General features: G+C 62.0%; 18 protein-coding genes. 10 read left to right on the forward strand and 8 right to left on the reverse strand.

The features are described from left to right. The first annotated feature begins 129 nt into the window (after window positions 1–129). Window positions 130–1,446: a putative hydroxymethylpyrimidine transporter CytX gene (gene cytX, locus BM438_RS34210; protein ID WP_093643945.1), complete on the forward strand. Its 1,317-nt coding sequence runs from the start codon at window positions 130–132 to the stop codon at window positions 1,444–1,446. Between the two features lie 83 nt (window positions 1,447–1,529). Here the strand turns inward: cytX and speB are convergent, their stop codons facing one another. Next, entirely contained in the window at window positions 1,530–2,519 is a 990-nt protein-coding gene (speB, locus tag BM438_RS34215; RefSeq protein ID WP_093643947.1) for an agmatinase, read from the reverse strand. Window positions 2,520–2,690: 171 nt separating this feature from the next. On the opposite strand from speB, the gene BM438_RS34220 reads away from it, so the two are divergent. After that, window positions 2,691–3,611 carry a LysR family transcriptional regulator gene (locus BM438_RS34220; protein WP_093643949.1) on the forward strand — a complete coding sequence of 307 codons (921 nt, stop codon included), beginning with the start codon at window positions 2,691–2,693 and terminating at the stop codon, window positions 3,609–3,611. A gap of 84 nt (window positions 3,612–3,695) precedes the next feature. Here the strand turns inward: BM438_RS34220 and lolA are convergent, their stop codons facing one another. Then, the gene (gene lolA / locus BM438_RS34225) at window positions 3,696–4,433 is read right to left on the reverse strand and encodes an outer membrane lipoprotein chaperone LolA (protein WP_093643951.1); all 738 of its coding nucleotides are present in this window, start codon (window positions 4,431–4,433) and stop codon (window positions 3,696–3,698) included. Between the two features lie 216 nt (window positions 4,434–4,649). Continuing rightward, window positions 4,650–6,965, reverse strand: a complete 2,316-nt coding sequence (locus BM438_RS34230) for a DNA translocase FtsK (protein WP_093643953.1) — start codon at window positions 6,963–6,965, stop codon at window positions 4,650–4,652. A 335-nt stretch (window positions 6,966–7,300) separates the two neighbouring features. Between BM438_RS34230 and trxB the strand changes: the two genes are divergently transcribed. The 3 genes from trxB to BM438_RS34245 all read left to right on the forward strand — a co-directional run bounded on the left by trxB (window position 7,301) and on the right by BM438_RS34245 (window position 9,846). Further along, entirely contained in the window at window positions 7,301–8,299 is a 999-nt protein-coding gene (gene trxB, locus BM438_RS34235; protein WP_093643955.1) for a thioredoxin-disulfide reductase, read from the forward strand. 154 nt (window positions 8,300–8,453) lie between these two features. Continuing rightward, the gene (locus BM438_RS34240) at window positions 8,454–9,212 is read left to right on the forward strand and encodes a Smr/MutS family protein (RefSeq protein WP_093643957.1); all 759 of its coding nucleotides are present in this window, start codon (window positions 8,454–8,456) and stop codon (window positions 9,210–9,212) included. A 13-nt stretch (window positions 9,213–9,225) separates the two neighbouring features. Next, window positions 9,226–9,846 carry a trimeric intracellular cation channel family protein gene (locus tag BM438_RS34245; protein WP_093643989.1) on the forward strand — a complete coding sequence of 207 codons (621 nt, stop codon included), beginning with the start codon at window positions 9,226–9,228 and terminating at the stop codon, window positions 9,844–9,846. 72 nt (window positions 9,847–9,918) lie between these two features. Here BM438_RS34245 and fliD read toward each other — a convergent pair whose 3' ends face one another. Further along, window positions 9,919–11,427 carry a flagellar filament capping protein FliD gene (gene fliD, locus BM438_RS34250; protein ID WP_093643959.1) on the reverse strand — a complete coding sequence of 503 codons (1,509 nt, stop codon included), beginning with the start codon at window positions 11,425–11,427 and terminating at the stop codon, window positions 9,919–9,921. A gap of 367 nt (window positions 11,428–11,794) precedes the next feature. Between fliD and BM438_RS34255 the strand changes: the two genes are divergently transcribed. Continuing rightward, window positions 11,795–12,454: a glutathione S-transferase family protein gene (locus BM438_RS34255; RefSeq protein ID WP_093643961.1), complete on the forward strand. Its 660-nt coding sequence runs from the start codon at window positions 11,795–11,797 to the stop codon at window positions 12,452–12,454. 111 nt (window positions 12,455–12,565) lie between these two features. Continuing rightward, window positions 12,566–13,483, forward strand: coding sequence for a LysR family transcriptional regulator (locus BM438_RS34260; RefSeq protein ID WP_093643963.1), 918 nt, complete (start codon window positions 12,566–12,568; stop codon window positions 13,481–13,483). 138 nt (window positions 13,484–13,621) lie between these two features. Here BM438_RS34260 and BM438_RS34265 read toward each other — a convergent pair whose 3' ends face one another. The 4 genes from BM438_RS34265 to BM438_RS34280 form a co-directional block, all read right to left on the reverse strand. Then, window positions 13,622–14,737, reverse strand: coding sequence for an ABC transporter ATP-binding protein (locus BM438_RS34265; protein WP_093643965.1), 1,116 nt, complete (start codon window positions 14,735–14,737; stop codon window positions 13,622–13,624). A 103-nt stretch (window positions 14,738–14,840) separates the two neighbouring features. After that, window positions 14,841–15,698, reverse strand: coding sequence for a carbohydrate ABC transporter permease (locus tag BM438_RS34270; RefSeq protein ID WP_093643967.1), 858 nt, complete (start codon window positions 15,696–15,698; stop codon window positions 14,841–14,843). Then, window positions 15,688–16,626: a carbohydrate ABC transporter permease gene (locus BM438_RS34275; protein WP_093643969.1), complete on the reverse strand. Its 939-nt coding sequence runs from the start codon at window positions 16,624–16,626 to the stop codon at window positions 15,688–15,690. Before BM438_RS34275 ends, BM438_RS34270 begins: the two co-directional genes overlap by 11 nt. A gap of 198 nt (window positions 16,627–16,824) precedes the next feature. After that, window positions 16,825–18,072, reverse strand: a complete 1,248-nt coding sequence (locus BM438_RS34280) for an ABC transporter substrate-binding protein (protein WP_054035098.1) — start codon at window positions 18,070–18,072, stop codon at window positions 16,825–16,827. Window positions 18,073–18,605: 533 nt separating this feature from the next. Between BM438_RS34280 and zwf the strand changes: the two genes are divergently transcribed. The 3 genes from zwf (at window position 18,606) to BM438_RS34295 (ending at window position 22,867) form a co-directional block, all read left to right on the forward strand. Next, window positions 18,606–20,069, forward strand: a complete 1,464-nt coding sequence (zwf, locus tag BM438_RS34285; RefSeq protein WP_093643971.1) for a glucose-6-phosphate dehydrogenase — start codon at window positions 18,606–18,608, stop codon at window positions 20,067–20,069. A 196-nt stretch (window positions 20,070–20,265) separates the two neighbouring features. Next, window positions 20,266–20,973, forward strand: coding sequence for a 6-phosphogluconolactonase (gene pgl, locus BM438_RS34290; protein ID WP_093643973.1), 708 nt, complete (start codon window positions 20,266–20,268; stop codon window positions 20,971–20,973). Then, the gene (locus BM438_RS34295; protein ID WP_093643975.1) at window positions 20,951–22,867 is read left to right on the forward strand and encodes a bifunctional transcriptional regulator/glucokinase; all 1,917 of its coding nucleotides are present in this window, start codon (window positions 20,951–20,953) and stop codon (window positions 22,865–22,867) included. Before pgl ends, BM438_RS34295 begins: the two co-directional genes overlap by 23 nt. Window positions 22,868–23,620 lie beyond the last annotated feature (753 nt).

Raw genomic sequence — 23,620 nt, forward strand, 5'->3', positions numbered from 1 at the left:
TTGGCCAGTAATCTCGCCGACAGCCTGACAGGCTAACATCGCGCGCGGATTGGCCGGCAACACGGGCATCGCACGCGAACATACAAGCAGCACCGAACGCACAAGCAACACCAACAGGGACAAGATTAGATGGCACAAGATCCACTCGTCGGCGACGCCGGCTCCACCTACGCACCGCTCACGCCGGTGCCCGACGCGCGCCGCGCGTTTCGCACTGGCGACGCTTTCGCGCTCTGGTTCTCGCTCGGCATCGGCCTCCTGGTCGCGCAGGCGGGCGCGCTGCTGGTGCCGGGGCTGTCGCTGCCGCATGCATTGTTGGCGATCGTGATCGGCAGCGTGATCGGCGTCGTATTGCTGGCGCTGGCAGGCGTGATCGGCACGGATACAGGACTCGCGGCGATGTCGTCGTTGCGGCCGACGCTCGGGGTACGCGGCGCCTCGGTGCCCGCTGTGCTCAACGCCGTGCAACTGGTCGGCTGGGGCTCGTTCGAGGTGATCGTGATGCGCGATTCCGCCGATGCGCTCGCCAAACAGGCCTTCGGTTTCTCGATGCCGCTGATCTGGACCGTGATCTTCGGTTTGCTCGCGACGCTGCTGGCCATCAGCGGCCCGCTGTCTTTCGTGCGGCGGTTTCTGCGCACGTGGGGCATCTGGCTGCTGCTGGCGGGCGCCGCGTGGCTCTCGTGGAATCTGCTCGCCAAACACGATCTGGCCGAGTTGATGCGCCGTCCGGGCACCGGCGAGATGTCGTTCGGCGGCGCAATCGATCTGGTGGTCGCGATGCCGCTCTCGTGGCTACCGCTGATCGCCGACTACACGCGTTTCGGCCGACGCCCCGGCGAAACCTTCCGCGGCACACTGCTCGGCTATGGCATCGCGAACATCTGGTTTTACGCGCTCGGCGCAATCTACGGCCTCGCGGCAGGCGGTGGCGATGCGCTGCTGACCGGCGCGCTGGCTCAAGCAGGCGGCGGCCTCGCCCTGCTGCTGATTCTGATCGACGAAGTGGACAACGCGTTCGCCGACATCCACTCGGCAGCGGTCTCGACCGGCACGTTCTGGACGCGCGGCAGCGTGCCGTTGTTGTCGGCGGCATTCGGCGCGCTGTGCACGGCGATCGCCTTGCTCGTGCCGATGGCGAAGTATCAGAACTTCCTGCTGCTGATCGGCTCGGTGTTCGCGCCGCTGTTCGGCGTGGTGCTGGTGGATCACTTCATCGTGCGCAAGCGTCGCATTGAAGCCGCCGTGCTCGGCGATGTGCGCGGCCGCTACGGCTTCTCGGGCGGCTGGCATCTGAGCGCGTTTATCTCGTGGGCAATCGGGATCGCGGCGTATCAGGCGATCAATCAATGGCTGCCGAATCTGGGCGCGACGCTGCCCGCGCTGGTGATCGGCGCGGTGTGTTATCTGGCGCTGGTATCGACTCGGAAGACTGCCTACGCTTGAGTCGCGCAAGCATCGCTGCAATGAAGAGAAAAGGCCTGCATTTGCAGGCCTTTTCTCTTCATGCACCATCAATCGTGGTCAGCTCATCGCTTCGACGCCCGATACTCGACACCCGGCAACACGCACAGCAATTCAAACGCGAGATTCGCACCAAGCAGCGCGGTCGTACCGAACGGATCGTACGGCGGCGCGACCTCAACCAGATCGCAGCCGACGATATTCAAGCCATGCGAGCCGCGAATGATTTCCAGCGCCTGCGGCACAGTCAAACCGGCGATTTCCGGTGTGCCCGTACCCGGCGCAAACGCCGGATCGATACCGTCGATGTCGAACGTGATGTACACCGGACCGTCACCCATGCGTTCCCGCACACGCGCCATCAGCGGCGCCAGCGACTGGTTCCAGCACGCCTCGGCCTGCACGACTTCAAAGCCCTGATCGCGGCACCAGTCGAAGTCTTCAGCCGCGTAACCCGTGCCACGCAGACCGATCTGCACGACGCGGTCGCAATCCAGCAAGCCCTCTTCCACCGCGCGGCGGAACGGCGTGCCGTGCGCGATCTTCTCGCCCATCATCGTGTCGTTGACGTCAGCATGCGCGTCGACGTGAATCAGGCCGACCTTGCCGTGCTTGCGATGAATCGCGCGCAGGATCGGCAGCGCGATCGTATGGTCGCCGCCCAATGTGATCGGCTTGCAGTTGTGCTGGAGGATTTCGTCGTAGGCGGTTTCGATGCGTTTGATCGAATCGTGCAGGTTGTACGGATTGATCGCGACGTCGCCGAGATCGGCCACACGCAGCGAATCGAACGGCGCGGCGCGCGTCGCCATGTTGTACGGGCGCAGCAGCACCGATTCGCTGCGGATCTGGCGCGACCCGAAACGCGCGCCGGTGCGGTTCGAGGTGCCGAGATCGAACGGCACGCCGACGAAGCAGGCGTCGAACCCTTCGGCCGAGCCGACGTTCGGCAACCGCATCATCGTCGCAATACCGCCGCAGCGTGGCATTGCGTTGCCGGACAGCGGCTGCGGCCGTTCACCGGCGTCGGGGGAAATGAAAGAGGAGGTATTCATCGTGTCTCGGCAATGAAAAGAGGGGCAGTAAGCAAATACGTGCAACCGGCCGAGGGATCAATAGAAAAAGCGCACCTTGCCGGGCGAATCTCGATTCTTGAGCAGTTTCCCGCAAGTTAAAATACGAACAGAATAAACTTCACATTGATTCGTAGCGATGTATCCTGCCGTATGTTCTCCCAACTCACCGATCTCGACCTGCGGCTGATCCGCGTCTTCCTCGCCATCGTCGACGCCGGCGGCGTCTCGCCGGCCCAGGCCACGCTGAACGTCGGCCAGTCGACCATCAGCACGCAACTCGCCACACTGGAAACGCGCCTCGGCTACCGGCTGTGCGAGCGCGGCCGCGGCGGCTTCAGCCTGACCGCGCGCGGCGAGCAATTTATCGACGCAGCCCGCGCCCTACTGTCCGCCGTCGATACTTTCGGCATGCAGGCGCGCAATGTCGGCCGCAAACTGGTCGGCACACTCGATATTGGCATGATCGGCCACACACCGGTATCGGCGAGCGCGCGCATCAGCGACGCAATCGGCCGGTTTCGTGCCCGCGATCAGTCAGTGCGGTTTTCTATTCTGGTGCGCTCGCCGGGCGAACTCGAAGAACTGCTGCTAAACGGCCGGATTCAGATCGGCATCGGCTATTTCTGGCATCGCGTGCCGTCGCTCGAGTACACCGAGGTGTTCGCCGAAGATCAGTTCGCGTATTGCGCAAAGGGGCATCCGCTGTTCGCTTCTGCCGGCGAAGTGCCGCCCGTCGAAGCCGCGGCGCACGAATGGGCGTGGCGCAGTTATCCGCTGCCCGAAGCCGAAAGTTCGACGACGCCGCAAAATGTCACCGCCCTCGCGGACAACATGGAAGCGGTCGCGATGCTGGTGTTGTCGGGGCATCATCTCGGCTATTTGCCGGGGCATTTCGCGGCGCCGTTCGTGAAGCGGGGCTTGTTGGCCGCGTTGAATCCCGCACAGATGAAGTACCGCGTGGCGTTCCATATGGTCACGCGGGCGCGGCAGCATCGAACGGATATCGTTGAAGCGTTTATCGACGATATGAAGGCCGCGCACCCGGTGCAGGTGCTGGAAGTGGATGAGTAGCGGTTCGGCGTTGCACGCGCCGCCAAGAAAAAAGCCGCGCAAACGATGCGCGGCTTTTTCATTGCATAGGCAAACTGCGGCAGCTTAACCGTTGATCACATCCGCGCCCTTCGGCACCGTGAACTTGAACGCATCGGCTGGCAGCGGCGGGTTCTTCTGAATGTTCGAGAACGTCAGCAACGTCACGTTGCCGAACACGTCGTGCAGTTCCATCGCCTCAAGATTGCCGTCCTTGAAGCCGATGCCAACGCGCTGAAACTGCGTGTCTTTCGCCTTGGGCGTCAGTTCGAGCCAGTCGATGCCGGCCTTCACGCCTGCATCATGCAGCGTGAAGTTCTTGTCCAGATCGTTGCTGCCGAACAGGATCGCCGCCGGGCTCGCACCGAGTGCGCCGCCAAGACTGCGCACCGTCACCTGGTTCAGATCCTTGTCGTACACGTAGAGCTTGTCGCCGTCGGCTTGCAGCAGTTGTGCATAAGGCTTCTCGTATTGCCAGATGAACTTGCCGGGGCGCGCGAACGTGAACGTGCCGCTCGACGTGCCGGTCTTGCCAGTGGTGGACAACACACCGCTCGCGCCGCTTGCACCCTGCGCCTTACTCGGCGCGCGCACTTCCTGCTGCACGAAGGTACCGCGCGCGGAATGCACTTGCGCGACGAAGGCCTTCAGTTGCTCGGTGCCGCTCGCGAATGCCTGCGACGCGACGAGCATCGACGCGCCAATTGCCACACTGCCGACGCCGCGTGCGATCTTGCGAGCGAGTTGGCCAACACGGTTGGGTTGAGCACTCTGTCGAGCGTGCTGCTGCGCGAATAGCTGCATGGTGTTTTCTCCCTTGATTGAATTTGTTGGGCGGTCACGCCGGCGGGTGTTGAGGACAGCGGCCGGGTGACCGTGGCGGCTAGCTTGAACCGCGCAGCCGGGAGACGAGCCCTCAGCCTTGGGGCACAGCTTAAGCAAGAAGCCTTAAGCGGGGCTTATACGGCATTTGTGCGCTGCGCTTTGCGGCTGGTTCGGTGGACCAGCCGCGTAGATCGCCTATTCCGCTTCCCGCGCCGGCGCAAGAATCTCTCGATTGCCGTTCGACGACATCGCCGACACCACGCCCGAGTTCTCCATCTGCTCGAGCAGGCGCGCCGCGCGGTTATAGCCGATGCGCAAATGCCGCTGCACCAGCGAGATCGACGCACGGCGGTTCTTCAGCACCACGTCGACCGCCTGGTCGTATAACGGGTCGGCCTCGCCGTCGCTCGAGCCCGATCCACCGGCGCCTGCGGAGCCTTCGTCGCCCTCGCCCGTCACGCCGCCTTCGAGAATGCCCTCGATATAGTTCGGCTCGCCCTGCTCCTTGAGCTTGTCGACGACGCGATGCACTTCTTCGTCCGACACGAACGCGCCGTGTACCCGCACCGGCAAACCGCTGCCCGGCGGCAGGTACAGCATGTCGCCCATACCGAGCAGCGATTCCGCGCCCTGCTGGTCGAGAATCGTGCGCGAGTCGATCTTCGACGACACCTGGAAGGCCATGCGTGTCGGCACGTTGGCCTTGATCAGGCCGGTAATCACGTCGACCGACGGACGTTGCGTGGCCAGAATCAGATGAATGCCGGCCGCGCGCGCCTTCTGCGCGATCCGCGCGATCAGCTCTTCGACCTTCTTGCCGACCACCATCATCAGGTCGGCCAGTTCGTCGATCACGACGACGATGTTCGGCAGGCGCGACAGCGGCTCCGGATCGTCCGGCGTCAGGCTGAACGGATTCGGCAGCTTCTCGTCGCGCTTGGCGGCTTCGTCGATCTTGTTGTTGTAGCCGGCGAGGTTACGCACGCCGAGCTTGCTCATCAGCTTGTAGCGGCGCTCCATTTCGGCCACCGCCCAATTGAGCGCGTGACCCGCCTGGCGCATGTCGGTGACCACCGGACACAGCAGATGCGGAATGCCTTCGTAGACGCTCATTTCGAGCATCTTCGGATCGATCAGGATCATACGGACCTGGTCGGCGCTCGCCTTGTAGAGCAGCGAGAGGATCATCGCGTTGATACCCACCGACTTGCCCGAGCCGGTCGTGCCGGCCACCAGCAAGTGCGGCATTTTCGCGAGGTCGGCGCACACCGGCTTGCCGCCGATATCCTTGCCCAGACCCATGGTGAGCGGCGAAGCCGCATCCGCATAAACCGCCGAGCCGAGAATCTCCGAGAGACTCACGGTCTGACGGCGCTGATTCGGCAACTCCAGTGCCATGAAATTCTTGCCGGGAATCGTTTCGACCACGCGAATCGACACCAGCGACAGCGAACGCGCGAGATCTTTCGCCAGACCGACGATCTGGCTGCCCTTCACGCCGGTAGCCGGCTCGATTTCATAACGCGTGACGACCGGGCCCGGATAGGCGGCGACCACGCTCACTTCGACGCCGAAGTCCTTGAGCTTTTTCTCGATCAGGCGCGAGGTGAATTCGAGTGTGTCGGCTGAAATGGTTTCCTGCGCGGCCGGCGCTGCGTCGAGCAGCGAGATCGGCGGCAAGGTGGAGTCGCCCGGCAGGTCCGTGAACAGCGGCACTTGCCGTTCTTTCTCGACGCGCTCCGATTTGGCGGGCGTGACGATGGGCGGCACGATCATGACCGGCTCGTGTTCCTCGATCCGCACGCGGCCCTTTTCGACCTTGCCTTCACGCTTCACGGCGGCGGCTTCACCCAATTTACGGTCGCGGCCGGCCTCGCGGCGCAGCTTGGCGAACGTGACCGCCGAAATGATCGACTCGCCGACCTTTTCCGACACCGACAGCCACGAAAAACGGAAATACAGCGACAACCCGATGCCAAGCACGATAAGTAGGGCCAGCGTGCCGCCGGTGAAGCCGAGCGCATGCGATATGCCGCGCGCGACCGCCTCGCCGATCACGCCGCCCGGCGCCCGCGGCAACTGCACTTTCAGCGACCACATGCGCAATGCTTCGATACCGTCGCAGGCAAGCAACACCAGCATGAACGCGAACGCGTCCGCGAGCCAGCCGGCATCGCGCGGTGCATCTTCCTGCAGTTCCTCGTGACGGGTGATACGGCGGTAATTGGCGGAGATATGGCGGCCGAGCAGCACGATCCACCAGTAGGCGGACAGCCCGAACAGGAGCAGCAGGATGTCGGACGTCCACGCGCCGACGCGGCCCGCCCAGTTGGCGATATGGTCGACCTGCGCGGCATGCGTCCAGCTCGGATCGTGCCGGCTGTAGCTGACGAGCGCCATGAGCAGGAACACGCCGAGCGCGACCTGCAAGATCCAGCGGATTTCGGTGAAAAGGCGCGACATGCGGTGCGGCAATGCCTGCGCGCTCGCGGAATAGGGAGCTTTTGCCATTGATCCTGTTGCTTGTGTGGCCGATTGCCGCTGGAGTCGCGGCCCGAAGCGGCGCTTAAGGCGGCTCCAGACCCGGTCCCGGCTGCCGGATCCATCGATGCGGCCTATTGTAAACGCAGTGCCTCACGCGAGGCTGTAAATGACGGTAACTTAGCCGATCGACTACACGAAAGGCCGCCGAAGCCCGCGGCAACGCTATCACCACGATCGGAAAGCTTCATGGAGCAGGCCGGCGTGCCGCCCTTTATAATGCCGCTCTGATACCCATCTATAGTTTCAGCTCAAGTCGCGCGGCCTCGCATGGGCGAGCCGGGCGCCGTAAAAGGATTTCGATCATGCCCGCTACTTCCACGAAACACGCCAAAGTTCTGATTCTCGGTTCCGGTCCCGCCGGCTACACGGCAGCGGTCTACGCGGCACGCGCCAACCTGTCGCCGGTGCTCGTCACGGGTCTCGCCCAGGGCGGCCAGCTGATGACTACGACCGACGTCGAAAACTGGCCGGCCGATGCGAACGGCGTGCAAGGCCCGGAACTGATGGGGCGCTTCCTGGAACACGCCGAGCGCTTCAACACCGAAATCATCTTCGACCACATCCATACGGCCAAGCTGGATGAGAAGCCGATCCGCCTGATCGGCGACTCGGGTGAGTACACCTGCGACTCGCTGATCATCTCGACCGGCGCATCGGCGCAGTATCTCGGCCTGCCGTCTGAAGAATTGTTCATGGGCAAGGGCGTATCGGCTTGCGCCACATGCGACGGTTTCTTCTACAAGCAACAACATGTGGCCGTGATCGGCGGCGGCAATACCGCAGTCGAGGAAGCCCTCTATCTTTCCGGCATCGCCAAGAAGGTGACGGTGATCCATCGCCGCGACAAGTTCCGCGCCGAACCGATCCTGATCGACCGCTTGCTGGCGAAGGAAAAGGAAGGCCTGGTCGAGATCAAGTGGAACAGCACGCTCGACGAAGTGACGGGCGACCAGTCCGGCGTGACCGGCCTGCGTATCAAGAACACGCAAACCGGCGACACCACGGATATCGCGCTGCAAGGCATCTTCGTCGCGATCGGCCACAAGCCGAACACGGACATTTTCGCAGGCCAGCTGGAGATGAAGAACGGCTACATCATCACCAAGGGCGGTCTGAACGGTTTCGCAACGGCGACCAGCGTGCCGGGCGTGTTCGCAGCGGGCGACGTGCAGGACCACGTCTATCGTCAGGCGATCACCAGCGCGGGCACGGGCTGTATGGCCGCGCTCGACGCGCAGCGTTATCTGGAAACGCTCGACGAGATCGGCGAGCACGTGATGAGCGCCGAAGCCGACCGCTGATCTGAGAAACACCAGGTGCAACGGTAAAATGGCGGCTGGGCATGGCCCGACCGCCTGCTTGATAGAAGGCCGCGGCTGAGAAGCCGGCGGCCTTTTTTGCATCCTGTTCGCGTCGGATTCGCGCGATCGATCTACTTTTCTGTGTATTACCGATATGCCGAAGAATCAGTCCCACCCCAGCGAACCGAAGCGCGCCCGAACTGTTGCCAGGCCCGCGCCCGAGGTATCCGCACCCGCAGTCAAACCGAAGATCGAACCGGCCGCGGGTCTGGCCGGCCTTGGCGCGTTGCGTGATGCCTTAAAGGGCGACACGCAACGGCGTGAACGCGAGCGTGCGGCCGCAGCAGCGGCGCAACGCGAAGCGTCAGCGGATGCCGATCTGTTTCGCCGCGAGATCGGCGCGGTTGCACCGCTGGCGGTCCCGCCGCGCGCCAGCTTGCCGCGCAATCCTCCGCCGCCGTTGCCGGTGCAAACCAAACTCGACGAAGAAGCCGTGCTGCACGAAGCGATCTCCGACGAATTCGATCCCGAGGTCCTGCTCGAAACCGACGAAACGCTCTCCTATTGCCGTCCCGGCGTGAGCCAAGAAGTCGTCCGCAAACTGAGGCGTGGCGATTGGATCGTGCAGGCACAAATCGATCTGCACGGCATGCGTCGCGAGGAAGCGCGCGAGGCGCTGGCCGAGTTCATTCGTGAGTCGGTGAAGCGTGGCCTGCGATGTTTGCGCGTGATCCACGGCAAGGGCCTCGGGTCGATTGGTAAAGAACCCGTATTGAAGGGCAAAGTGCGCGCGTGGCTCGTACAGAAGTCCGAGGTGATCGCGTTCTGCCAGGCGCGTCCGCATGACGGCGGCGCGGGTGCGGTGGTCGTGCTGTTGCAGCCGGGCGCATTGCCGGCTTCCCCCAAGTCCTGACGGAGTCCCGGTGATCCATCCGAGGCTGACGCTGGCGCTGACCATCATGGAAGCGCTGGCTATTTTCGCGTACGCGATTTCCGGTTTTATCGAAGCGAGGACCCGCCGGCTCGACGCCGTGGGCACCTTCCTCGTGGCCGTCGCGACGGCCTTCGGCGGCGGCACCTTGCGCGACGTGCTGCTGGAGCGGCGGCCCTTTTACTGGGTCGAGCACCAGACCTATCTGATCGCGATCTTCGTGATGTCGTTGTTCGCGCCAACGCTCCTGAAGATGACGTCGCGGCTGCTTTCCGAGCGGGTTCTGCTGGTGGCCGATGCGATCGGGCTGGGCTTGTTCAGCATTTCAGGCACGTCGATCGCGCACGACGCGCAGATGCCGTGGTTCACGTCGGTGATGATGGGGGTATTGGCCGGCGTATTCGGCGGCGTGATTCGCGACGTGCTGTGCAACGAAGTGCCGCTGATTTTGCGTGATTCCCGGCCGTACGCGACATGCGCTTTCGTGGGGTGCTGGCTATACGTGCTGCTGGACTATATGAACGTCGATACGGTTTATAGCGTGTTGATCGCCACCGCCTTCATCCTGCTCGCGAGGCTGGCGACGTTCAGGTTCAACGTCCGGCTGCCTCACTAAGTTTGCTCCACTGCGCTTGCTTCATCAAAAGCGCGTCGCCCGGAATCAGGCGGCGCGCGCTTTGAAGCAGCTTTACTTGTTGGTGGCCAACGCCCCCGCACTCTTCGAGCCGCCAAACAGCGCCGTCAGGTACTGGGAGTTGTTGTTCATCGTCGCCATCAGCGTGTTGAGCGCGGTGAACTGACTCTGGTACTGCTTCGTCAACTGCGCGCTGTAATTGGCGAGCGTGGTCTGCTGCGTGGTGATGCTCTTCAGGTCGGCATTCAAAGCCGTGCTGCGGGTGTCGATGATGCCGCCCGTCTTCACGAAGTCGGCAATGCTCTTGTTCAGCTTGGCGCCGATGCCGTTGGTCGAGTTAAACAACGCGGCGACTTGCGCCGGGCTGCTGGTGAGCGACGTACTCAGCTTCTTGCTGTCGATGACCAGCGTGCCGTCCGCCGGATCGCCCTTCAGCGTAATGCCAATCGAAGCGAGCCCCACCGCTGACGACCCCGCGCCGACGCCCCCGCCGACGATCGACGCCAACGTATTCTTGATCGTCGTCAGCGTCGAATCGCCAAGCAACGCGCCGCCGGTTTTCGAGGACTTGTCAAACGAGGACAGCGAGTTGATGGTCGTGACGACGGTGTTGTAAAGATTGGCGAAGTTGGTGATGGCGGTGTTCTGCGCGGTGGTATCCGGTGCGATTGTCAGTGTCTGCGTGGTGCCGACGGCGGCGCTCGACAGATTCAGCGTAACGCCGGAAATCGCTGCCGTCACCGCGTTCGTGGAGCTGCTCGCCTCAATCCCGCCGATGGTGAACTTCGCGTCCTGAGCAGCCTCGCTTTGTTGCCAGGCCTTGCTGGTATCCGAGGACACGATCGTGGACGCCGCGCCGTTCGCACCCGGCGTGGAGGTTACGCCGAGGCTCGACAGGCCGGTGTCGTTCTGAACGTCGCTGGTGGACACGTTGATCGTATTGGCCGCGCCGGTGGTGGTCGAGCGCAGCACCAGGTGGGCGCCACCCGTGCCCGTCACGATGGTGGCCGTGACGCCCGGATTGTTGCCCGCCTTATTGATCGCATTGGCGATACCGCTCAGCGTGTTGTTGGTGCCGTCGATCGTGACATCCATCGACTTGCCGCCAACTGCGATGGTCAACTTGCCGGTGCCCAATTTGGCGGTGGAATCGAACGCCGCCGACGAGAGACTCTGCGATGCAGCGATCTGCTTGACATCGATCGAGTAGCTGCCAGCGACCGCGCCGGGACCTGCCTTGGGGTCCATGCCTTTGCCGCTCGCGGTGGCACCGAAGGTCGACAGGGTGGTTCCGTCCGAGAGATTCTTGATCGCTGCCTGCAAGGCGTTCAACGCGGAGCTCAGGGCGCCGTACGCGGATAAGGTCGTGGTATCGCTAGTCTGTTTGGCCTTCAGTGCCGCCGTCTGGCCGGCCGTCTTCGCATTCACGAGGGCCGAGACCAGAGTCGCCACGTCCATCGTCGAGTTGCCGGTGGAGCCGCTGATAATCGATTGCGCCGCTTGCTGCACCTGGTTCTGCGCGTTAGCAGTCGCGCTGTTCACAGACGTGGTGATCGTTGACATGCAGAGGCTCCGTGCGTCGAGTTATTCGTTATTTATTGCGTGACGCCCCGGAGGTCTTTCTGACTACGGCGGCAATCCGGCTACGTCGCGGTCACGTCGATTTCTTACAATTTTTTCAAATGTTACACGATCTTTCTTGAAAGTTTGTGACGTTTTGTCGTAACAAATCGCGGCGCATAGGCTTTTTCGAGCGTCCGGTCTTTGCCGGATGCAGATGAACATTCGTCTTCCGCTAAAATTTTCTGGGTCGTCGTGAGGTTGTCGCGAGGCTGTCGATTCCCACCGCTCTCGTTCGTCGTCAGGTAAACGGCCCCTCCGGCCGTCATCGCGCCACAGCGCGCCTCGCAACCCGCAATAGGTGACCCCGATGACCCTGAAGCTCTATGCCCACCCCTTCTCCTCCTACTGCCAGAAGGTGCTGACCGCGCTTTACGAAAACGGCACGCCGTTCGAACTGCGCCTCCTCGCGTACGACGACCCGCAGGTCATGGCTGAGTTCGCCGCGCTCTGGCCGATCAAGCGCTTTCCCGTGCTGGTCGACGGCAGCCGGACCGTGATGGAGGCGAGCATCATCATCGAGTATCTCGGCCTGTATCACCCGGGGCCGGTGCCGCTTTTGCCGGCCGATGCCCGCGCCGCGCTGGAAGTGCGCAGCATGGATCGCTTCTTCGACAACTACATCTCCACGCCGCAACAAAAGATCGTCTACGACAGCATGCGCGCCGAGGGGGAGCATGACCCGCGCGCCGTGGCGGAGGCCCGCAGCATGCTGGACACGGCCTACGGCTGGCTCGACAAAGTGATGGCCGGGCGCGAATGGGCGGCCGGCGATACCTTCAGCCTCGCCGATTGCGGCGCCGCGCCGTTCCTGTTCTACGCCGACTGGACGCATCGCATCGGCCCGGCTTTTGAGCACGTGCTCGCCTACCGGAAGCGGCTGCTGGCCCGGCCATCGTTCGCTCGCGCGGTCGACGAAGCCCGCCCGTATCGCCCGCTGTTCCCGCTTGGCGCGCCTGATCGGGATTGATCGTACGGACCCGGCACGGGCCAACTTAACCACGAGAGCGCGCCAACACTATTTCCAAGCGATACACTTCACTTCGAAACCCACTTCCGCCCATCACTCATAAGGCAAAACATGGACCGTTTCGAAGCGATGGAGATATTTACGCGTGTGGTCGAGGCGAACAGCTTCACCAAAGTATCCGAGTCGCTCGACCTGCCCCGCGCCAAAGTCAGCCGGACCATTCAGGCTCTGGAAGAACACGTCGGCGTGCGGCTTCTGAACCGTTCGACGCGGCAGGTCAGCGTCACCGAAGACGGCGCGCTGTTCTACGACCGGTGCGTACGCATCCTCGCCGAAGTCGCCGATGCCGAATCGTCGCTGTCGAATAAGCGCGAGCATCCGAGCGGCACGATTCGCGTCGATACGTCCGGCACGCTCGCCCGTGCGCTGCTGCTGCCCGCGCTCGACGACTTCTACCGGCAATACCCCGAGATCGACGTGCGGCTTGGGCTGGCGGATCGCAATATCGATCTGATTCAGGACGGCGTGGATTGCGTGATCCGCATGGGCACGCCGGAAGAGTCGAGTCTCGTCGCGCGGCGCATCGGCGAGGCGCGGATCGTGACCTGCGCGTCGCCCGCCTATCTGGAGCAATACGGCACGCCGACCACGCTCGAGGAGCTCAGCGAGCATCGCGCGGTCAACTACGTTTCCGCGCGCAGCGGCAAGACCTTTCCGTTCGAGTACGAGGTGGACGGCGAGATCGTCAAGGTCACGCTGAAAAGCGTGCTTGCGGTGAATGACGGCAGCGTCTACATCAGCGCGAGCGCCCTCGGCCACGGCATCATCCAGCCGTCGCGCTTCATGGTCGCGGATCTGATTGCGCAAGGCGCGCTCAAGGAAATTCTCACGAACTACACGAGTCCCAGCACGCCGCTTTCGATCCTCTACGCACATCGCCGCAATCTGAGTTCACGGCTGCGCGCCTTCACCGAGTGGGTCACCGAGCTCGCTCGGAACAATCCGGATTTGCGCATCAAGGACGCCTGACGTCGCGTCGCAGGGGCGACATGTTGCGGACCCGCTGCAAGCCGATGCAAACAGCACCCGGCACATGAAGAAAAGCCCCATGCGTCTTGCAACGCATGGGGCTTTTTTCAACTCGGATAGCTCAGCGAATAATTCGCCTCAGGCAATCCGCTCTTCATTAGTCGGATCGAACAACACCGCCTTCGACGCATCGAACAACAATGTCGTAGTCGACAAAGGCTGCGGATTCGAAGCCGGGTGCACGCGGCTCACAATGCGCTTGCCGTTCACCTGCGCAAACACCAGCGTATCCGGACCGGTCGGCTCGATCACATCGACCTTCACGTCGATCGCCTGCAGGTTCGCGTGGTCGCCATGCGCACCGCGTGCGTCGGTGATCCGCTCAGGGCGCAAGCCGAGAATCACTTCGCGCCCAACGTGCGACTTCACCTTCGCCGAATCGAACGGCAGATTCAACACATTGCGCGCCGTGCCCGTATCCAGTTCGATGCCCACGCCCGAACCCTGCTCCACCAGCTTGCCCTGGATGAAGTTCATCGGCGGCGCGCCGATAAAGCCGGCCACGAACAGATTCGCCGGCGAGTCGTAGATTTCCTGCGGTGCGCCGAACTGCTGGACGATGCCGTCTTTCATGACCGCGATGCGGTCGCCGAGCGTCATGGCTTCGATCTGATCGTGCGTCACATAGACGATCGTCGTGCCGAGGCGCTGATGCAGCAGCTTGATTTCCGAGCGCATTTCAATGCGCAGCTTCGCGTCGAGGTTCGACAGCGGTTCGTCGAACAGGAACATCACCGGATCGCGCGCGAGCGCACGGCCCATGGCCACGCGCTGACGCTGGCCACCGGAGAGCTGACCCGGCTTGCGGTCCAGCAGGTGCGTGATCTGCAGCGTGTTCGACACGCGGTCGACGATCTGCGCCTGCTCCTGCTTCGGCACCTTGCGAATGCCCAGGCCGAACGAGATGTTCTCGCGCACCGTCATGGACGGATACAGCGCGTACGACTGGAACACCATCGCGATGTCGCGATCTTTCGGCGAGAGGTTATTCACCGTCTTGCCGTCGATCTGGATCTCGCCCTTGGTCACGGTTTCGAGGCCGGCGATCATGTTGAGCAGCGTCGATTTCCCGCAGCCCGAGCCGCCAACGAGAATCAGGAACTGGCCGTCTTCGATGTCGATGTTGACACCCTTCAGAACCGGTACCCCGTTCGGGTAAGTCTTGTACACGTCACGGATGGAAAGGCTTGCCATGCTGTGAATCCTCTTGTCTCTGGTACAGCTTGAAAACTCTGGTCGGATGACGGCGACGCACTATCGAAGAAGCGCCGCCGCGATGCGTATGGTTAGCCCGGGCTTAACCCTTGACTGCGCCCGCCGTCAGACCGCGCACGAAATAGCGGCCGGCGACGATGTAGACGAGCAAGGTCGGCAATGCCGCGATGATCGCGCCGGCCATGTCCACGTTGTATTCCTTCACGCCGGTCGAGGTGTTCACGAGGTTGTTCAGCGCCACCGTGATCGGCATCGAATCGACACCGGAGAACACAATCCCGAACAGGAAGTCATTCCAGATCTGCGTGAATTGCCAGATCAGGCACACCATGAAAATCGGCAGCGACACCGGCATCAGAATCTTCGTGAAGATCGTGAAGAAACCTGCACCATCGATCCGCGCGGCCTTCACGAGTTCAGCCGGAATGCTCACGTAGAAGTTGCGGAAGAACATCGTGGTGAAGGCGATACCGTAGATCACGTGCACCACCACCAGACCGGTGATCGAATTCGACAGGCCGAGCAGGCCTTCGAAACGCGCCATCGGCAGCAGGATCGCCTGGAACGGAATGAAGCAGCCGACCAGGATCATCGTGAAGATCGGATCCGCGCCGCGGAAGCGCCAGTGCGTGAGCACATAACCGTTGAACGCGCCGATGATCGACGAGATCAGCACGGCCGGAATGACCATGCGCACGGAGTTCATGAAGAACGGCTGCATGCCGTCGCAGCGCACACCCGTACACGCACCGCTCCATGCCTTGATCCAGGGGTCGATGGTCCAGTGCGTCGGCGGCGTGAGCAGGTTGCCGGTGCGCAGTTGGTCGACATCCTTGAACGACGTGGACAGCATCACGTACAGCGGAAACAGGAAATACAGGGCGAACAGAATCAAGGCCGCATAAATGACGGCACGGCTGATCGTCATCTTAGGCTGCATTGCGGGTGCTCCTCGATTCCAGATACATCAGCGGCACGAGCACGGCCACAACGGTGGCGAGCATCATCATCGACGATGCCGCGCCGACGCCCAGCTGCCCGCGATTGAACGAAAACGTGTACATGAAAATAGCCGGCAGCGATGAAGACGTACCCGGACCGCCCGCGGTCAACGCGACAACCAGGTCGAAGGTCTTGATCGTGATGTGGCAGAGAATCAGCAGCACGGAGAAGAACACCGGGCGCATGCTCGGAATCACGATCTTGCGATAGATGGTGGGCAAGCCCGCGCCGTCCATTTGCGCAGCCTTGAAGATTTCACCGTCGACACCGCGCAGGCCCGCAAGGAACAGCGCCATCACGAAGCCGGTGGATTGCCACACGGCCGCGATCACGACGCAGAAAATCGCCTTATCAGGGTCGCCGAGCCAGCTAAACGAGAAGCTCGTCCAGCCCCAGTCGTGGAACACCTTTTCGAGGCCGACGCTCGGCGTCATGATCCATTGCCACGCCGTACCCGTCACGATGAACGAAAGCGCCATCGGGTACAGGAACACGGCGCGCAGCGCGCCTTCATTGCGGATCTGCTGATCGAGCAGGATCGCGAGGAACAGGCCGAGGCCGATACAGATACCGATAAACGGAATGCCGAACCAGCCGAGGTTGGCAGCCGACGTCCAGAACACATCGTTATCGAACAGTTCACGATAACGGTCGAGACCGACAAATTCATAACGAGGCATCAGCCGCGAATTCGACAGCGACAGATAGCCGGTAATAGCGATGAAACCATATACGAAGATCAGGCTGATCACGACGCTGGGTGCGAGCACCAGCTTCGGAATCCAGCGATCGGCAAGGGCCGCCATCGGCGACGTGCGGCGGGTCACGGTGGACGTTTTCCCGTTTCCGCTGATAGAAGCAGTCACTACTCGACTCCTGCTGAAACTGTACCGCCGGGGCGCTCGCTCACGAAAGACGCGAGACCGGAACGGCATAGGTGTGACTCGATGAAACCAGGGGTGAAGTGTCTCGCCCTAAGTAACGCAACGGCTGCAAGCATTCCGAAGAACGCGCCCAGCGCCCCCGAAGGGAACGACCAGGCGCACTACTTCGCTTGACGCTACTTACTTGGTCTTCGCAGCCTTCGCGAGCGCGGCAACCGCGGTCTTCGAATCCTGCTGCGAGTTCATGAACTTCGTGACCACGTCCGAGATCGCGCCGGCTGCTGCATCCGGTTGCGCCATGCCGTGTGCCAGCGAAGGCACATAGCCGCCCGACTTGATCGCCACTTGTTCATCCGCGTACGACTTCTTCGCGCAGTCGTCGAACTTGGCCATCGACACGCCCAGACGAACCGGGATCGAACCCTTGTTCAGGCTGAACTGTTCCTGGAATTCCGGCGACATGATCGTCTTGGCCAATGCCAATTGACCCGGCGTTGCAGTCTTCTCGCCCTTCTGCTGGAAGAACACGAACGAGTCGACGTTGAACGTGTACGACTTTTCCGTGCCCGGAACAGCAGCGCAGACGTAGTCCGAACCCGCCTTCTTGTTGGCGTTGGCGAACTCGCCCTTCGCCCAGTCGCCCATGAACTGCATGCCGGCCTTGCCGTTGATGACCATTGCCGTTGCCAGGTTCCAGTCACGGCCCGTGCGGCCCGCGTCGAAGTAACCCTGGATCTTGCGGACCGTGTCGAACACGCCGACCATCTGATCCGACGTCAGCGTCTTCTCGTCGAGATCAACCAGCGCCTTCTTGTAGAAGCCCGCGCCTTGCGACAGCACGACGTCTTCCCACAGCGTCAGGTCTTGCCACGGCTGACCGCCCATCGCGATCGGCTGGATGCCCGCGGCCTTCATCTTGTCGGCCACCGCGAAGAACTCAGGCCACGTGGTCGGCACCTTGCCGCCTGCCTTGTCCAGCGCTGCCTTGTTGATGTACAGCCAGTTCACGCGGTGCACCGAGAACGGTGCTGCCACATAGTGGCCGTCCGCGTGCATGATCTTGTCGATTTCCGGCGGCAGGTTCTTCTTCCAGTCAGCTGCGGCCGAGTCGATCGGCACCAGCACGCCTTGCGAAGCCCAGTCCTGGATCAGCGGACCCTTGATCTGCGCAGCGCTCGGCGCGTTGCCCGAGATCACCTGCGTCTTCAGTGCCGTCATGGCAGCCGCACCCGCGCCGCCAGCAACCGCGAAGTCCTTCCACGTGTAACCCTGTTTCGTCATGTCGTCCTTGAGGACGCCGACGGCTTTAGATTCGCCGCCCGAAGTCCACCAGTGCAACACTTCGATCGACTCGGCAGCTTGCACGGCCGAGACGCCACACATCAGACCTGCGGCGCACAAAGCGCCCATGATCGCGCGAAATTTCATTGCTTATCTCCTCCAGACACCTGAACAAAAAACAAATGGCCCCTGATGTCGCCAGGGTGCTGTGGTTGGTTCAAACAGGCAAAACACTGGGCGATCGAGCACGGTCGGGCGCATGCGTTAAGGCATGTGCCGGCGGACCGATATCCGGCCGCTGGAAGCTCAAGAGATGAGTGGTTCGGGATGCAACTGACTGTCTCCTCTTTTGATTTTTGCCTGCCCGCGTCGCGCGCGGCAGACTCGAGGTGCCTTGCACGTTAACCCTGACGCCAGATCAGCTTTCCGGCCTTCCGTAAGGACCGCCGGGGGCATGCTGGCACGTGCTCTCACGCAATGTCCGTTAACATGCAGGGGACGCCTGCCGATTCGGGAAAACGCGCATCTAGCCTCACAGCGCACGCTTTTTTCATCGAATTAGCGCTACCTCTTGATTTGGATTGTAGTTAAACTACAATTCAGTGTCAAAAAATATTTTATCGGACTACGGTCGCCCTTTTTCGGTCCCCACGGCGGCCCCAGGATATCGACGGAGACACATGCAAACCGATTCAAGCTTCACCTTCGTTCTCTTCGGCGGAACCGGCGACCTGTCGATGCGCAAGATTCTGCCGGCACTGTATGAAGCGCACCGTGCAGGCGGCATGCTGGCCGACAGTGGCAAGATCGTCGCGGTGGCGCGGCATATAGCGGATCGTGCGGCCTACATTGACTGGGTCAATGAGCACGTCAAACCGCACGTGTCGAAGAACGGTGTGGATGAAACAGCATGGGCGAGCTTCCTCGACCGTATCGAGTTCGTGAAGATCGATCTCGGCAACCCCGAAGACTTCACGCTGCTGCGCGACGCCTTGAGCGGCCGCCCCGGCATTCGGGTGTTCTATCTGGCCACGGGTCCGTCGCTGTTCGTGCCGATCTGCCGCGCGCTGGCGTCGGTGGGGCTCAACGAAAATTCGCGCATCGTGCTGGAAAAGCCGCTCGGCTACGACCTCAAGTCGTCCAACGCAATTAATGATGCAGTCGGTGAAATTTTCGCTGAAGAACAGATCTACCGGATCGACCACTACCTCGGTAAGGAGCCGGTGCAGAACCTGCTCGCGCTGCGCTTCGGCAATGTGCTGTTCGAACCGCTGTGGCGCCGCGAATGGGTGGAAAGCATCCAGATCACGATCGCGGAAGAACTCGGCGTGGAAGCGCGTGGCGACTTCTACGACAACACCGGCGCCTTGCGCGACATGGTGCAGAACCATTTGCTGCAACTGCTTTCCATCGTCGCGATGGAACCGCCGCATTCAATGGATTCCGACTCGGTCCGTGACGAAAAGCTGCGCGTGCTGCGGGCGTTGAAGCCGATCGATCCGCGTGATATCGGCAAGGTCGCCGTGCGCGGCCAGTATCATGCGGGCGTGATCCGCGGCAGCGCGGTGCCGGCGTATGCAACCGAGCCTGGCGTGAAGCAGGACAGCAACACCGAAACCTTCGTTGCGGTGAAGGTGGAAATCGAAAACTGGCGCTGGGCCGGTGTGCCGTTTTTCCTGCGCACGGGCAAGCGTCTCGCGGATCGCGTCGCTGAGATCGTGGTGAATTTTCGTGCGGTGCCGCACTCGGCACTCGGCGCATCCGCGTTGCGCGGTGGTGCGAACCGTCTCGTGATCCGTTTGCAGCCGAACGAAACCATTCGCCTCTACTGTCTCGCGAAGCAGCCAGGCGAAGGCATGAACCTCGCCAGCGTCCACCTCGACCTCGCGTTCGACCGCTTCTTCCGCGAAGGGCAAATGGAGGCGTATCAACGTCTGCTGCTCGACGTCATCAACGGCCGCCTCGCGCTGTTTGTGCGGCGCGACGAGCAGGAAGCGGCGTGGCGTTGGGTCGAACCGATCCTCAACGAATGGGCTACCGCCAACAAGCCGCCCAAGCCGTATGCAGCAGGTACGTGGGGGCCGGCAGCGGCGAGCGCGATGTTGGCGCAGCACGGCACCTGCTGGCTCGAAGAAGAGAATTGAATCAACTGAATTACGGCGTCGTACCATGCGCGATCCCGATCGAAGCACGGCACGGCGCCGGCGAGACCCACCGACGAACTGAACGGAATGGCGCCGGTATCACGAAGGCGCCTGCAAGTCATCCCACTTGCAGGCATCGCGTGAGAGCAGGACGGCACATTCCGCAGATCTAACAAGAAAGCAGCACGGAGGAGAAGTGATCGAGCTTCACGCTTTCGACGATCAACGCGCCCAATCCGACGCGTTGGCGAAGGCGGTTGGCGACGCGTTACATGCGTCGCTCGCCGCACAGACGGCTACGTCAACCAACAACGCGCGCCCGGCCATGCTTGCAGTGTCCGGCGGCAGCAGCCCGCGTCCGTTCCTGCAGACGTTGTCCACGCAATCCTTCGACTGGGCGCGCATTGCCGTGACGCTGGTCGACGACCGCTGGGTGCCGGAAACGGACAGCGCGAGCAATTCGCAACTCGTGCACGACACGCTGTTGCAGAACGCCGCGAAAAATGCCGCTTTCTGGCCGCTGGTCGACGCCACACAAGACCTGAACGCGCACGTTGCCGCGCTGAACGCCGACCCGCGCTTTAGCGCCGTGCCGGACGTCGCGATTCTCGGCATGGGCGAAGACGGCCACACCGCGTCGATTTTCGCGGATGCGCCCGAATGGGACTACGCGATCACCACTGCCGAGCGCTTCGTTGCCGTGCATCCCGGCAGCGCGCCGCATGCGCGTGTGAGCTGGTCGCTCTCCGCTCTGAAAGAAGTGAAGCACCTGTTTTTGCTGATCGCAGGACCGCGCAAGATGGACGTGCTGAATGCCGCCACCGCTGCGCTACAAAAAAATGCCATCTCGCAGTTGGCAAACGACAAGGGAGTGAGACTCGATGTCTACTGGTGTGCAAACTAAGGCTGTTCCGGGCGCGGGCCAGCACGCCGATGGACCGAGGCTGCTCGCCGACATCGGCGGCACCAATGCGCGTTTCGCGCTCGAATACAGCCCGGGCGAAATCGGCTCGGTGCAGGTCTATCCGTGCGCGGACTATCCGGGCGTTGCCGAAGTCATCAAGAAGTATCTGAAGGACACTAAGATCGGCCGCGTGAATCACGCGGCGATTGCGATTGCGAATCCGGTCGACGGCGACCAGGTCAGCATGACCAATCACGACTGGAGCTTTTCGATCGAAGCCACGCGCCGTGCGCTGGGCTTCGACACGTTGCTGGTGGTGAACGACTTTACCGCGCTGGCCATGGCGCTGCCGGGCCTGACCGACGCGCAGCGCGTACAGGTAGGCGGCGGCGCGCGCCGTCCGAACAGCGTGATCGGCCTGCTCGGCCCGGGCACCGGCATGGGCGTGTCCGGCCTGATTCCCGCCGACGACCGCTGGATCGCGCTCGGCAGCGAAGGCGGCCATGCGACCTTCGCGCCGGCCGACGAACGCGAAGACATCGTGCTGCAGTACGCACGCAAAAAGTGGTCGCACGTCTCGTTCGAACGTGTGGCGGCGGGTCCCGGCCTCGAAGTGATCTACCGCGCGCTGGCGGGCCGCGACAAGAAACGCGTGGCGGCGAACGTCGACACGATCGAGATCGTCAAGCGCGCGATGGAAGGCGAGCCGCTCGCGGCCGAATCCGTCGACGTGTTCTGCGGCATTCTTGGCACCTTCGCCGGCAATATCGCGGTGACGCTCGGCGCATTGGGCGGCATCTACATTGGCGGCGGCGTCGTGCCGAGGCTTGGCGAGTTCTTCGCGCGTTCGTCGTTTCGCAAACGGTTCGAGGCGAAGGGTCGCTTCGAGGCATATTTGCAGAACGTGCCGACCTATGTGATTACCGCTGAATACCCGGCGTTTCTGGGTGTGTCGGCGATTCTCGCGGAGCAGTTGTCGAACCGCGCGGGCGGCAGTTCATCGGCCGTGTTCGAGCGGATTCGCCAGATGCGCGACGCGTTGACGCCGGCCGAGCGCCGCGTGGCCGATCTCGCGTTGAATCATCCGCGTTCGATCATTAACGATCCGATCGTGGACATCGCACGCAAGGCCGACGTGAGCCAGCCGACGGTGATCCGCTTTTGCCGCTCGCTTGGCTGCCAGGGTTTGTCGGATTTCAAGCTGAAGCTGGCGACGGGTTTGACCGGCACGATTCCGGTGAGTCATAGCCAGGTGCATCTGGGCGATACCGCGACGGACTTCGGCGCGAAGGTGCTGGACAACACCGTGTCGGCGATTTTGCAGCTGCGCGAGCATTTGAATTTCGACCAGGTCGAGCGGGCCATTGATCTGTTGAACGGCGCGCGGCGCATCGAGTTTTACGGGCTCGGCAATTCGAATATCGTCGCGCAGGATGCGCACTACAAGTTCTTCCGGTTTGGTATTCCGACGATTGCCTACGGCGATCTGTATATGCAGGCGGCGTCTGCTGCGTTGCTGGGCAAGGGCGATGTGATTGTCGCCGTGTCGAAGTCGGGACGTGCGCCTGAGTTGCTACGCGTGCTGGATGTCGCCATGCAGGCGGGGGCGAAGGTAATTGCCATTACGTCGAGCAATACGGCGCTGGCCAAGCGGGCTACTGTCGCTTTGGAGACCGATCACATTGAGATTCGCGAGTCGCAGTTGTCGATGATTTCGCGGATTCTGCATCTCGTCATGATTGATATTCTTGCCGTTGGGGTGGCGATTCGGCGCGCTGTGCCTAGCGCGGATGTGGCTGAGACTGTCGCTAAGGCGCGACAGGGGGCGGATGATGATGCTACTGCTGTGCTTGATTGGTTAAGTCATGGGGCGGCTTCTTCGCCGCGGGATTAGGGGTTGGTTTTTGGCCTTCGCGGCGCTTGTTTGTCAGTGCTCCTGGGGCTTTGGCCTTTCCTTGATTTGTTAGTGGTCTATTAGCGTTGCCCCTGTGCGGGGCGGCACCTACTTTTCTTTGCCGCCGCAAAGAAAAGTAGGCAAAAGAAAGCGGCTAGATGCCCCTGCTAAGCGGGTCCCGCAGCTCGCTCATGGTAGTGGTGCGACTGGAATCTGTGTTCGTGCCACTACATGCGCTTGTGACAAGGGCGTCATACTTCCGGCGGCGCTGCGCGCGCCGAAGAGCCGTTCATAAAGCCTCCCGCTGCGTTTTGACGCTCACGTCTCGTCATCAAACCGTGGCTTCATCATTTCCACGCCATCGCGACTGTGCTTGGAACGGCAGCGGCAACGGCACCCGTGCCGTGACCGTGACTGCAAGGCGCCTGCCATATCATTTGAAGTTAGGGTTCCCAGGTGAGTGCAGAGCGCCTCGCCGAGGCGAAGCCGACGGCTCCCATAGATCTTGAACGAAGCCCCGGGTTTCCCATGCATACCCGTCCGCGACGCACGCAGTGCGGAGTGGGAGCTGATGAGTCCTTTGTCACTAACGCGGAATGTGCGAGAACACGGATTCCAGTCGCACCACTACCCGTAGCAGACCACGGTGCCCACTTAGCAGGGGCTTCTAGCCGCTTTCTTTGCTTATCTTTCTTTGCGGCGGCAAAGAAAGTAAGTGCCGCCCCGCACAGGGGCAACGCTAATAGACCACTA

This window comes from Paraburkholderia aspalathi (assembly GCF_900116445.1).
Taxonomy (GTDB): domain Bacteria; phylum Pseudomonadota; class Gammaproteobacteria; order Burkholderiales; family Burkholderiaceae; genus Paraburkholderia; species Paraburkholderia aspalathi.